This window comes from Streptomyces sp. UH6 (assembly GCF_013421635.1).
GTDB classification, from domain to species: domain Bacteria; phylum Actinomycetota; class Actinomycetes; order Streptomycetales; family Streptomycetaceae; genus Streptomyces; species Streptomyces abyssomicinicus.
Genome location: NZ_JACADT010000068.1, coordinates 1 through 12,363 on the forward strand (window position 1 = coordinate 1; position 12,363 = coordinate 12,363).

A 12,363-nucleotide genomic window follows, 5' to 3' on the forward strand; every position below is an offset into this window, starting at 1 on the left:
TGTGCCGGTGGTGGTGAGTGCGCGGTGGAGGGTGGGGCCGTGGTGGAACTCGTAGGCGAGCCAGGGGATTCCGGCGTCGGCGTCGGCGTCGACGACGCGTGCGGTGCGGGGGCTGTGGATTCTTCGGGCGGCGACGGCTTCACGGCGCAGGCGTTGGCGGAAGGTGTCGTCGTAGGCGGCGAAGGTGTCGCGGACGAGTTTGACGGCGACGAGGCCGCCGGTGGCGTCGCAGGCGAGTAGCACCCGGCCCATTCCGCCCTCGCCGAGTACCGCGCGGGTCCGGTACGGCCCGACCGTCCGCGGATCCGACGGCGCCAGGTCCCACACGGACGACCTCCCACAACAGTCCGGATCGATTCGGAGGAAGAGGAACGTACTACTCGGCGGGGCCGACCATGTACAGCAACGTATAGACCCCGGTGTCCTCCATGGTGGGCTCCCCCTTCGCATCCATCGGGGCGGCAGTGAGGTCGACCGACCAGTCCTCGTTCACGTACCGGAAGAAGCCCCGGTCGTTCATGGCGTCACTGAGGCCCTTCTCGGTGAAGCCGCCGGACTCGAACTCCTCGAGCGTGGCCGTCACCGCCTCCTTGGGCAGGCCGATGACCTGCGCGCTGTGGTACTCGGCCTGAGTGGGTTCCGAGGCCGCCCTGATCTCGTATCCGAGAGGCAAGGGGATCTCCGGAGGCCACTCGTCGGGGACCTCGTCCTGCTTCTCCAGCCCTTCTTCCGTCGCTCCGGCCGCGGGGGCCGAGGAAGGGGCGGTGCTGTCGGCCTTGGCCGGGGCGTCGTCCTTCTGATCGGAACAGGCGGTCAGCAGGGCCAGGGAGACGAGGCAGGCCGCGAGCGCGGCGCTCGGACGGAACATGAGAGGCAGGTCCTTCCGTTGATGACTGTCGTGTGATGACGGTCGTGGGCGGAGCGCGGTGTCAGTTCGCGGCCTCCGCCTTCTCCAGGGACGCCGCCAGCACCGGCATTCCGCCGGGCCAGCGAATCGAGAGCACCGTCGGTGAGGAGACCGAAGCGAACTCGTCGGTACCGAACAGCTGGGCGGTCCGCCCCGCGGCGAAGGCCGGCAGGGCGTTCAGTTCCTCGTCGGCCAGATCCAGTTCGGCCGTCTCGGGCGTGGTGGCGTACAGGACGACGACATCCGATTCGAGCTGGTCCAGGTCCTCGTAGTCCAGGGTGTACACCATGCCGTTGTCGTCGGCATCCAGCTCGACCACCGAGTCCGCCAGCCGCAGGCCCAGCCCTTCGAGCACCCGGACGACCGGGCTGGCGTCGGAGTAGACGTGCACCCCGTTCTCGGGCGGATCGTTGACGACCGCCGCGAAGGACAACCCCTTGAGGCCGTGCTGCTCACCGAGTTCAGCCAGCCGGGCGTCGGACTCCGCGAGCAACTCCTCGCCCGCTGCGGGCACGCCCAGCGCCCTCGCGGTGGTGGTGACGACGCCCTCCCACGGTTCCAGTGAGGCGCCCTCGGAGCGGGCCACGACCGGTGCGATCGCGCTGAGTTGCTCGTACTGCTCCTCGGTCAGACCCGCGTAGGGAGCGAGGATGAGGTCGGGGGCGGTCGCGGCGATCTGTTCTGCGGGCAGCGTCCAACTCGCGGTGCCGGTCTTGCTGAAGAGGACGGGAGTGCCGAGACCTTCGTCCTCGTAGGCCTGCGCGACCCAGGGCAGCATGCCCTGGCCGGATGCGGAATCGTCCTCGGTGATGCCGACCGGAAACGTGCCCAGCGCGATCGCGGCCTCGGCGGCGCCCCAGCCGTAGGCGGCCACCCGTTGGGGCCTGGACCGGACGACCGTCTCACCGTAGTCGTGCTCGATCGTGACGGGAAACGCGTCGGTGTCGGCCGCGGCTTCGACCGGCTTCTCCGGCGTGGCTTCGCCGTCGTCACCGTTCGGCCAGAAGACGGCGGCGGTCACGGCGACGGCCAGGGCGACCATGGCGGCCAGCACGTGCAGGACGGTGCGCGACTTCCTCCCGGGTGTGCCGGGTGTGCCGGGCGCCTCGGCCGGGGACGGAGCGGGACCGGCGACCGGTTCCGTTTCCGTCGCTTGTGTCGCGTGTGTGGTGAAGATCTTTGTGGGGTCGAGGTCGTGTGGTCCGGGGAGGACGGTGGTGGGTTCGGGTTGGGTGTAGCGGAGGAGTTCGGTGTGTTGTTGGCGGGTGAGTGTGTGGATGGCTTGGGGCCATGGGGGTGTGGTGGGGGGTGGGGTGGTGATGGTGGTCAGGAGGGTTTGTGCGTCGGGGCGTTGGTGGGGGTCGGGGGTGAGGCAGGGTTCGATGAGGTGGCGTAGTGGGGTGGGGAGGTGGGTGAGGTCGGCGGTGGCGGTGATGACGTTGTAGCGGGTGTGTTCGCTGGTGGTGCCTTGGAAGGGGTTGCGGCCGGTGGCTGCTGTGGCGAGGAGGGTGCCGAGGGAGAAGATGTCGCTGGCGGGGGTGAGGTCGGGCAGGCCCATGGCTTGTTCGGGTGACATGAAGCCGGGGTTGCCGATGACGGTGCCGGTGCGGGTGACGGTGACGGGTTGGGTCTGGTCGGGTGTTCCGGTGGTGGGGCGGGTGGGTCTGGCGATGCCGAAGTCGATGACGACGGGTCCGGTGTCGGTGAGGAGGACGTTGGCGGTCGACAGGTCGCGGTGGATGAAGTGGGCGGTGTGGATGTCGTGGAGTGCGGTGGCGAGTCCTGCCGCGAGGTGGAGGACGGTGTCCGGCGGGAGGGTGCCGGTGGTGGTGAGTGCGCGGTGGAGGGTGGGGCCGTGGTGGAACTCGTAGGCGAGCCAGGGGATTCCGGCGTCGGCGTCGGCGTCGACGACGCGTGCGGTGCGGGAGCTGTGGATTCTTCGGGCGGCGACGGCTTCACGGCGCAGGCGTTGGCGGAAGGTGTCGTCGTAGGCGGCGAAGGTGTCACGGACGAGTTTGACGGCGACGAGGCCGCCGGTGGCGTCGCAGGCCAGTAGCACCCGGCCCATTCCGCCCTCGCCGAGTACCGCGCGGGTCCGGTACGGCCCGACCGTCCGCGGATCCGACGGCGCCAGGTCCCACACGGACGACCTCCCCCTGATGAAGGTGGTGCGACTTGTCTTCGTTCGTGACGATCGCGGCCGGTTCTTCTGTGACCGGGAGTGTGCGTCACTGTAGTGGATGATGAACAGGGCCCGTTGAGGTTCCGGCCAGCTGTCGCTCGCTCGGCACCAGGCGTGTACCGCGCCGCGACATTGTGCCGGTGGCGGCGGACACCGGCCGGAGCCCTACCCCTGCGACGTCGGCGTCACCAGCCCCAACTCGTAGGCTAGAATGACCAGTTGCACCCGGTCACGCGCGTCCAGCTTCGTCAGCAGCCTGCCCACATGGGCCTTGGCCGTGGCCACGCTGATGTGCAGCCGCGTGGCGAGCTCCGCATTGGACAGTCCGCTGCCGACCAGAGTGAGCACTTCCCGTTCGCGGACGGTGATGCCCTCGACCGGTCGCGGGGAAGGCGGTGTGGCATCGGGGCGGGCCGAGAACTCCGCGATCAGGCGGCGTGTCACGCTCGGCGCGAGGAGGGCGTCGCCCGCGGCGACGACCTCGATCGCGGTGAGGATCTGGTCCATGTCCATGTCCTTGACGAGAAAGCCGCTCGCCCCCGCGCGCAGCGCCCCGTAGACGTACTCGTCGTCGTCGAAGGTGGTGAGGATGAGAACCTTCGGTGGCGTGTCGGAGCCCGCGACGATCCGCCGGGTCGCTTCGAGGCCGTTCATGCGGGGCATTCGGATGTCCATCACCACCACGTCCGGCCCCAGCAGGTCCGCGAGCCGCACCGCTTCCTCCCCGTCCGCCGCTTCGCCCACCACCTCCAACCCGGGGCGGTCGGCGATCAGCACCCGCAGCCCGTGCCGGACGAGCGGCTGGTCATCGGTGAGGAGCACCCGGATCACGTGACGGCCACCGGCAGCGGGAGCCGTGCCGCGACGCGGAAGCCGCCCTCGGCGCGTGGTCCGGCCGTGAACTCGCCGTGCAGCAGTGCCGCCCGTTCCCGCATGCCCGTCAGCCCGTAGCCGGCCGCGCCGGGCAGACCGGACAGGCCCTTGCCTTCGTCGGTTATTTCGATGAACAGTTCGTCCTCCTGCTGGTCGACGGTCACCCGGCAGGCGGTGGCACCCGCATGGCGGACCACATTGGTGATCGCTTCCTGGACGATGCGGTACGCGGACAGATCGATCTCCGCCGGCAGCGGCCGCCGCCCCCGGCGCCACTCGACGTCGACCCGCACCCCCGCGTCCCGGGCCCGCTCCACCAGAGCGTCGAGTTCGGCGAGACCCGGTGCCGGTCCCAGTGGTGTGCCGTCCCCGGAATCCGTCTGCCGTAGCGCGCCCAGCATCCGGCGCAGACCAGCCAAGGTGTCGCGGCTGGTGTCCTCGATGGCGGCGAGGGCGTTGCGAGCCTCCGACGGTTGCGTGTCGATGACGCGCCGGCCCACCCCGGCCTGGATGGCGATGACGCCGATGCTGTGCGCGACCATGTCGTGCAACTCCCGGGCGATCCGCAGCCGTTCCGCGACGACGGCCTGCTCGGCCGCTCCGGCCTGCAGGTCGGCTGTGTGCCGACGGCGTTCGCGGATCGAGTGGCCGACCGTCCAGGCGGTGATCATCGTCAGAGCCAGGAGTGCCAGGGCGGCGAGGAACGACGAAAAGCCCTCGCGGTAGTGCACGACGCCTGCGATCTGCGTGCCGAGAGCCACCAGCGCGGCGGCGGTCGCGGTCCGGCTCGACCGGGTGGCAGCGACCCATCCGACGGTGAGATCGGTGAGGACTGCCTGCAGCGAGGCGATCTGCCAGGCCTGCGTCTGCACCGGCGGCACGATGCCCATCGCACCCTGCCCCGCCACCATCGCCGCTTCCGCCCGGAGGGTCGCAGCGAAGGAGACGGTGAGCAGCAGCGCCAGCGCGGGCAGCGGCCGACGCACCACCAGGGGCAGCAGGAGAACGGCGGCCAGCGCGGCCGGCAGCAGGCGCAAGCCGGTCAGTTCACGGCCGGTGTTCAGGACGACGACGTGGAGCAGGACGACGTAGGCGATCGCTGAGCACCAGGCCAGGCCCTCGGCGAGGAACGGCCGCGGAGCGTCCGGCGAGGCATTCATACGCCGATGATAGGCAAGCCGCCCGACCCCGGCATTGGCCCACGGGCTTACTCCCCGGGGCTACAGGGCACGTCCCGATTGCGGCCGGCGGTCCGATGCCCGGCCGGGCCCGCCCCGGCAGTGTGAACGTCGTGATCGAAGCAACCGAACTCACCAAGTGTTACGGCAGGACCACCGCCGTCGACCGGCTGTCCTTCACGGTCCGCCCGGGCGTGGTCACCGGGTTCCTGGGCCCGAACGGCGCCGGCAAGACCACCACGCTGCGCATGGTCCTCGGCCTGAACCACCCCACGGGCGGCGCCGTCACCGTCGACGGGCGGCCCTTCGCCGACCGCCCCCGCGGCCTGCGGCACGTGGGCGCCCTGCTCGACGCCCACGACGTGCACGGAGGCCGAACCGCCCACGCCCATCTGGCGGCGCTGGCAGTCGGCAACGGTCTGCCGCGCAGGCGGGCCGGGGAGGTGCTGGCGGAGGTGGGCCTGGCCGAGGCGGCCGGCCGCAGGATCGACGGCTTCTCCCTGGGGATGAAACAACGGCTCGGCATCGCCGTCACCCTGCTCGGAGATCCGCCCGTACTGCTCTACGACGAACCGCTCAACGGCCTCGATCCCGAGGGGGTGCGCTGGGCGCGCGGTCTCTTCCGGCAGTTGGCGGACGAGGGCCGCACCGTGCTCGTCTCCAGTCATCTCATGCGGGAGATGGAGCAGACCGCCGACGAGCTGATCGTCATCGGCCGCGGCAGGCTGATCGCGGCACAGGGCCTGCGCGACTTCGCGTCCCGCAGCGCACGGTCACGGGTGAGCGTCCGCATGCCCGACACGGAAGCCCTCCCCCGGCTGCTGACAGCCGAGGGCGCGACGGTCCGGCGTGAGGACGACGGGTCGTACACCGTGACCGGTCTGTCCGCGGAGCGCATCGGTGAACTCGCCTTCACCCACGGGGTGCGGCTGCACGAACTCAGCTCGCAGCGGGCCTCCCTGGAGGAGGCGTTCATGGAACTCACCCACGAGAGCGTCGAATACTCCGCAGGAGCCGCCCGATGACCGCCGTACGCGATCGGGCCCCGGCCCGCCTCCCGGCCGGGGGCGGCCGCGCCCGGTTCCGCCACCTCCTCGCCGCCGAGTGGATCAAACTCTGGTCGCTGCGCTCCACCTCCTGGGTGCTCGGTGCCGGCGCGCTGACCGTCATCGGCATCAACGCCAACTCCGCCGCGTCGAACGCGGACCGGTTGGCGCATCAGCGACTGCCGTCGGAGCCGCCGCCGGGGTTTCCCGCCCGCCCGGAGCTGTTGTTCGATCCGCTGCACACGGCGTTCGTCGATCCCGCCTGGCAGCTGCTCATGGTCATCGCCGCGACGGTGGGGGGCATCGCGGTCTTCGGCGAGTACACCAGCGGTCTGATCCGCACGACCTTCACCGCCGTGCCCGACCGGCGGGCGGTCATCACCGCCAAGGCCACCGTGGTGTCGGCGGTCATGCTGGCGCTCGGCGCGTTTGTCGCCGGCACCTCCTTCGGCGTCACCCAGACGCTGCTGAGGGAGTACGGCGGCCTGTCGCTGGGCGACCCGGGCGCACTGCGCGCCGTCGCCGCGGCCGCGCTGCTGGCACCGCTGTGCGCGCTGGTCGGTATGGCGGTGGGTGCGGTCGTCCGGCACGCCGCGGGCTCCATCGTCGCTGCCGTCGCCCTGCTGCTGCTGATCCCGGCGTTGCTCCGCGGCGAGCGCTACCGCTGGGTCAAGGAGATCGGCAACGCGATGCCGCTCAGCGCCTGGGAACGGCTGGTCACGAACCCGGAGAAGGCGCACGGCCTCGGCGCGTTCCCGCTGTCGATCACCGAGGCGTGGATCGTCTACGGCGCGTGGAGCACCGTGGCGGTGGCCGTCGCGCTGTTCGTGGTACGACGCCGGGACGTATGACCGACGGGCCTGTCGCCGCGCCGGCCCGTGGGCAGGGACGCGGAGCGACGACCGCGGGCCGGCCGGAGAACCGGGCGGCCCGCGGTCGTGAGGTACACGCCGGCGGAGGTCAGGCCGCGGCGAGCGTCTCCTTCGCCGCCGGAGCCGCGGGACGGGACTCCGGGTCGTACCGGCGCAGGCCCACCAGGACCACGGCGCAGAGGGCGACCACCACGGCGGCGCCGATGTAGAGCTGCGTCGCGGAGGCGCCCGCGTCCTTGAGCATGCCGGCGACGGTGGGGGAGAGGATGGCGCCGATGCGGCCCATGCCGAGTGCCCAGCCCATGCCGACGCTGCGGACGTTGGCCGGGTAGAGCGGCGGGCCGACGGTGTAGGCGCCCGCGATGCAGCCGTTGATCAGGGCTCCGACGACGACGCCGACGGCGAACCCGAGCCACAGGGTCGAGGTGCTCAGGATGAAGACGATCATCATCGCGGCGGAGAGCAGGGAGAAACCGATCAGCACCACACGCGGCGTGCGCACCCGGGCGGCGACGCCGTAGAGGACCGAGCCGACCGTGCCGCCGATGGAGATCGCCATTCCGGCGGTCACGGCGGCGCTCTCGGAGAGGCCCTCCTCGACCAGGAGCGTGGGCGTCCAGCTGTTGACGAAGTAGAAGCCGAACATGATGGTGATGAAGGTGAGCCAGAGCAGGACCGTCGGGGTCAGCAGCTGCTTGAGCCATCCCGAGCCGGCCCGCCCGGTCCCGGTCCGCGCGGCGGCCGCCCGGTCGAGGTCGGCGTCGGTGACGGGCTCCATCCGCATCCGGGCCAGCGTCCGGTTGATCCGCTCCAGCGCGTTGCCCGGCCGGCGCTGCTCGAGGAAGGCCACCGACTCGGGCAGGACCAGGGCGATCACGATCAGGGCGAGCAGGGTCCCGACACCGCCGGCGTAGAAGACGACCCGCCAGTCGCCGCCCACGACGGTCTTGGCGACCAGGCTCGCCGCGGTGGCGCCGATCCCGTACCCGGCGGTGTAGATGCCGATGGCCAGACCGCGGTTGCGGGCGTTGGAGAACTCGCTGGCGATCACGTTGGTGCTGGCCAGGATGCCGCCGACCCCGATGCCGGTGACGAGGCGGAAGAGGCTCATCACGGTCACCGACGGCGCCATGGCGGCGCCGAACATGCCGATCGTGCCGAGGGTGAGGCTGATCAGGATCAGCGGACGCCGGCCGATGAGGTCGGCGAAGGGGGCGAGCAGCATCGAGCCGACCGCCATCCCGATCAGGCCGACCGAGACGAGCAGGCCGAACTCCGAGCCGCTGAGCGCGAACTCCTCGGTGACCGACGGCCCGGTGAAGGCCACCGCCATGACGTCGAAGCCGTCCAGGCAGTTCATGAAGGTGCACAGCGCGACGATCAGCCATTGGTAGCCACTCATCGGCGCCTGCGCGATGCGTGCGGTGATGTTCATGGGTGTGGGTGTCCAGGTGGTGAGGGATCCGGGCGTACGCGGTGGTGCGGCCGGGTCAGGTGAGGCGGAGGGAGAGGACGGCGGGGGCGACGGGGTCGCCGGGGCCGCCGCCGGGCCCCGCGGGGGCCGCCACCGCACGGGAGACGCAGAGGCAGAGGCTGTTCGAGCGTTCCTTCTGGGAGTCGCTCAGGAAGACGTCGCGGTGGTCGACGGTGCCGGTGGAGCCGACCACCTTCGCCAGGCACAGCCCGCACTCGCCCTTGCGGCAGTCCGAGAGGGTCTCGACGCCGGCCGCCTCGAGGGCGTCCAGGATCGAGGTGTCGGGTGCGACGGTGACCTCCCGGCCGAGGTCGGGGAGGCGGACCAGGAACTCCTCGGCCGGGTACCGGCCGCTGGAGCCGAAGGTCTCGAAGCGCAGGTTGGTCGCCGGCAGGTCGTGCGCGGCCCAGCTCCGCGAGATGGCGTTCATCAGCCCGATCGGGCCGCACATGTAGAGCTCGGTGCCCGCCGCGGCGGGCGTCCGGGAGATGGCCGCGATCAGGTCGTCCACGTCCAGTCCGGTGCCCTCCGCGTCGACGTGCACCCGCACGCGGTCACCGTGCTCGGCGACCAGCTCGTCCAGGTACGCCATCACGGCACGGCTGCGGCCGACGAGCCGCAGCTCGTAGTCGGCGCCGCGGCGGCGCAGCGCGGAGGCCATCGCCACCAACGCGGTCACACCGATGCCGCCGGCGACCAGGACGTACCGGCTCGCGCCGACCGCCAGCGGGAAGTTCTGCAGCGGTCCGGTGACCGTCAGCTCGTCCCCGGCCCGCAGCCTGTGCATCGCCGCCGAGCCGCCGGAGGAGGTGGGGGAGAGCCGCACGCTGAGCGTCAGCCGCCGGCCGCCGTCCTCGGAGCGCACCACGGAGTAGGAACGCACCCGGCGGACGCCGTTCCCGGTCTCCACCTCGACGTCGATGTGCGTGCCGGGCGCGGCGTGCTCGGGCCGCTCCGGCGCCAGGACGACCCGGCGGACGCCCTCGGCGACGTCGGACACCTCGACCACCCGGGCCCGCTGCCGGCGGGCCTGCGTCTGCACCGCCACGTCAGGCCCCCTGTCCGGCGGCCGGCGCGGTGGAGGGGCGTCCCTCGGCCGCGAGCATGCGCTCCAGGATCCGGCGCACCCACATGCCGCCGGCGTCGATGTTGAGGCTGTAGAACTCGTGGCCGGGGTTGGCGTCGATGGCGCGCTGCTGGGCGCGCAGCATCTCCTCGTCCTCGCCGAACACCCCGTGCACCGCCTGCCGCAGCTGGGTGGTGATCGTCTGGCTCTCCAGGCGGTAGTCGCGCATGAACGCCCAGAAGTAGTGGGACGTGCGGTCGGTCTCGGGGGTGATCGTGTTCATCACGTACCCGTTGACGCCCTGGCTGCGGTCGCCCTCGGGGGCGCCCGTGCCCGCCTTCGCCACACCGACGTCGATGCTGATCGTGCCCGGCGCCTCGAAGGTGATGATCTGCCAGCGGTCGACCTTGCCGGAGAAGCCGGGGAACTTGTCGCGCATGTTCTTCAGCCAGAAGGGAGGGGCGTCGATGTCCCGCATCCACCGGGTGACGGTCACCGTGTCGCCCTGGTGGGTCACGTCGAACTCGGCCTCGGACAGTTCCTCCTGGCCGATGCTCGAGGAGTGCACGAACTCCTCGTGGGTGAGGTCCATGAGGTTGTCGAGGATGAGCTGGTAGTTGCAGTCGGCGTGGATCGTCTCGCCGTCGCCCGCCCATGCCGGGTCGTCCATCCGGCCCATGTCGGGGACCTTGGCCGGGTCGGCCAGGTCCGGATCGCCGACCCAGACCCAGACGTACCGGTGCCGCTCGACGACCGGGTAGGAGGGGACCACCGCGCTGGGGTTGATCGTCTCCTGCGCGGGCATCCCGGTGCAGCGGCCGGTCGCGTTGTAGCGGAGGCCGTGGTAGGGGCACTGCAGCTCGTCGCCGAGGATCCTGCCCATCGACAGCGGCGCCAGCCGGTGCCAGCAGGCGTCCGCGAGGGCCACCGCACGGCCCTCGGTGTTGCGCCACAGGGCGAGCGGCACGCCGGCGACCGTCCGGGCCAGCGGCTGCCTGCCGGTGACCTCGTGGTCCCAGGCGGCGACGTACCAGGCGTTGCGGGGGTAATTGAAGATCTTCGCCGCAGCGGTGGCCGGTGGCGCGGTGGCAGGCAGGGGGGAGGCGGTGCGGGACATGGAACTCCCTATGAAGAGAGGTAGGTGTTGTGCGGGCCACAAACTAACTATCGATATAGTGAGATGACAAGGGTGTGTAGCTTGGCTTTTTCGGAGGGGAGGTCCCTTGTCGCTGCGTTACGCGCTGATCGCGCTGCTCACCGGCCGGCCGATGACCGGGTACGACATCTCGAAGAGCTTCAGCCGCTCGGTGGCCCACGTCTGGCACGCCCCGGACTCGCAGATCTATCCCGAGCTCAACCGGATGGAGCGCGACGGGCTGCTCACCTCGGTCGAGGTGCGGTGGGGCAAGAAGGGGACGAAGAAGGAGTACCACGTCACCGACGCCGGCCTGGCCGACTTCCGGGCGTGGATGGAGGCCCCGCTGACGCCGCTGCGGCAGCGTGACCCGGCGTATCTCAAGGCGGCCTACTTCGACTTCGCCGGCCCCGCGTCGGTACGCGAGCAGCTGCGGCAGCAACAGACGTACTGGGAGGAGCAGTTGAGCATGCTCGAGGAGACCCGGGCCGCGCTCCTCGACCGCACCCACCCGACCCTGGCGGCCCGCCTCTCCACCCTGGACGGCCGCGACGCCGAGCTGGCGGTGCGCTACAAGGTGTACGCCTACGACGGCCTGATCGCCCGCGCCCGCACCGAACTGACCTGGATCGCCGAGGGGTTCGCCCTCGTCGACGAGCTGCACGGCGTCTGACCGCCCCCGGGGCCGTCCTTGACCTGGAGTGCACTCCAGCGCCTAGCGTCCGGGGCATGCAGACACCTCAGCACCGGATCGGATCGGGCCATGGCGCCCGCAGCACCGCGGACGACGTCCTGGACGGGATCGACCTGTCCGGCAGCACCGCGATCGTCACCGGCGGCCACTCGGGACTGGGCCTGGAGACGACCCGCGCCCTGGCGGCGGCCGGAGCACGCGTCGTCGTCCCCGCCCGGCGGAGGGCGGCCGCCCAGGAGGCGGTGAAAGGCATCGACGGCGTCGAGACCGACGACCTCGACCTCTCCGACCTCGACAGCGTCCGCGGCTTCGCCGAACGGTTCCTGGCCTCGGGCCGCGAGATCGACATCCTCGTCAACAGCGCCGGAGTCATGGCGTGTCCCGAGACGCGGGTCGGTCCGGGCTGGGAGGCGCAGTTCGCCGTCAACCACCTCGGTCACTACGCGCTGGTCAACCGTCTCCGGCCGGCGCTCGCCCGCGGTGGCGCGCGCGTGGTGGCCGTGTCCTCCGGCGCCCACGGCATCACCGGCATGCGCTGGGACGACGTGCACTTCGAGCGCGGCTACGACCGGTGGCAGGCGTACGGGCAGGCGAAGACGGCGAACGTGCTGTTCGCCGTGCGGCTCGACGCGCTCGGCCGCGACGCCGGGATCCGGGCGTTCGCCGTCCATCCGGGCAGCATCCTCACCCCGCTGCAGCGTCACCTCGCGAAGGAGGAGATGGTGGAGGCGGGGTGGATCGACGAGAACGGCGACCCGGCCGATCCCACCTTCAAGACGCCCGGGCAGGGCGCGGCCACGCAGGTGTGGGCGGCGACCTCGCCCCGGCTGGCGGGCATGGGCGGCGTGTACTGCGAGGACTGCGACGTGGCCGAGCCGGCCCGCGAGGGCGTGGAGGGAGGCGTGCACGCACACGCCACCGACCCCGCAGAGGCGG

General features: G+C 71.3%; 11 protein-coding genes and 1 pseudogene. 4 read left to right on the forward strand and 8 right to left on the reverse strand.

The annotated features are described in order from the left end of the window. The 5 genes and pseudogenes from HW445_RS06975 to HW445_RS33370 form a co-directional block, all read right to left on the reverse strand. Nucleotides 1-327 (reverse strand): annotated as a pseudogene (locus HW445_RS06975) (serine/threonine protein kinase); the annotation flags it as partial. A gap of 49 nt (nucleotides 328-376) precedes the next feature. After that, nucleotides 377-868: a hypothetical protein gene (locus HW445_RS06980; RefSeq protein WP_180220148.1), complete on the reverse strand. Its 492-nt coding sequence runs from the start codon at nucleotides 866-868 to the stop codon at nucleotides 377-379. A 61-nt stretch (nucleotides 869-929) separates the two neighbouring features. After that, a complete protein-coding gene (locus tag HW445_RS06985; protein WP_180220149.1) occupies nucleotides 930-3,050 on the reverse strand; it encodes a serine/threonine-protein kinase in 2,121 nt (706 codons plus the stop codon). 204 nt (nucleotides 3,051-3,254) lie between these two features. Then, nucleotides 3,255-3,920 carry a response regulator transcription factor gene (locus tag HW445_RS33365; RefSeq protein ID WP_308798531.1) on the reverse strand — a complete coding sequence of 222 codons (666 nt, stop codon included), beginning with the start codon at nucleotides 3,918-3,920 and terminating at the stop codon, nucleotides 3,255-3,257. Continuing rightward, nucleotides 3,917-5,122, reverse strand: coding sequence for a sensor histidine kinase (locus tag HW445_RS33370; RefSeq protein WP_257230905.1), 1,206 nt, complete (start codon nucleotides 5,120-5,122; stop codon nucleotides 3,917-3,919). Before HW445_RS33370 ends, HW445_RS33365 begins: the two co-directional genes overlap by 4 nt. 131 nt (nucleotides 5,123-5,253) lie before the next feature. Between HW445_RS33370 and HW445_RS06995 the strand changes: the two genes are divergently transcribed. Both HW445_RS06995 and HW445_RS07000 read left to right on the forward strand, forming a co-directional pair. Next, nucleotides 5,254-6,165, forward strand: a complete 912-nt coding sequence (locus HW445_RS06995) for an ATP-binding cassette domain-containing protein (RefSeq protein WP_308798535.1) — start codon at nucleotides 5,254-5,256, stop codon at nucleotides 6,163-6,165. Beyond that, nucleotides 6,162-7,037: an ABC transporter permease gene (locus tag HW445_RS07000; RefSeq protein ID WP_180220151.1), complete on the forward strand. Its 876-nt coding sequence runs from the start codon at nucleotides 6,162-6,164 to the stop codon at nucleotides 7,035-7,037. Before HW445_RS06995 ends, HW445_RS07000 begins: the two co-directional genes overlap by 4 nt. Before the next feature lie 109 nt (nucleotides 7,038-7,146). On the opposite strand, the gene HW445_RS07005 is transcribed toward HW445_RS07000, so the two are convergent. Genes HW445_RS07005 through HW445_RS07015 form a run of 3 tightly spaced genes read right to left on the reverse strand, consistent with a single transcriptional unit; the run spans nucleotide 7,147 to nucleotide 10,715 of the window. Then, nucleotides 7,147-8,493, reverse strand: a complete 1,347-nt coding sequence (locus HW445_RS07005; protein ID WP_180220152.1) for an MFS transporter — start codon at nucleotides 8,491-8,493, stop codon at nucleotides 7,147-7,149. A 55-nt stretch (nucleotides 8,494-8,548) separates the two neighbouring features. After that, nucleotides 8,549-9,580 (reverse strand): PDR/VanB family oxidoreductase, encoded by a 1,032-nt coding sequence (locus tag HW445_RS34245; protein ID WP_180220153.1) that lies wholly within the window; start codon nucleotides 9,578-9,580, stop codon nucleotides 8,549-8,551. 1 nt (nucleotide 9,581) lies between these two features. Further along, a complete protein-coding gene (locus tag HW445_RS07015) occupies nucleotides 9,582-10,715 on the reverse strand; it encodes an aromatic ring-hydroxylating dioxygenase subunit alpha (protein WP_180220154.1) in 1,134 nt (377 codons plus the stop codon). Nucleotides 10,716-10,821: 106 nt separating this feature from the next. On the opposite strand from HW445_RS07015, the gene HW445_RS07020 reads away from it, so the two are divergent. Together HW445_RS07020 and HW445_RS07025 are read left to right on the forward strand one after the other, a co-directional pair. Continuing rightward, complete coding sequence (locus HW445_RS07020; RefSeq protein ID WP_180220155.1) at nucleotides 10,822-11,406, forward strand: PadR family transcriptional regulator; 585 nt, start codon at nucleotides 10,822-10,824, stop codon at nucleotides 11,404-11,406. A gap of 56 nt (nucleotides 11,407-11,462) precedes the next feature. Further along, the coding region (locus HW445_RS07025; protein WP_180220156.1) for an oxidoreductase at nucleotides 11,463-12,363 on the forward strand (901 nt) is incomplete at its 3' end.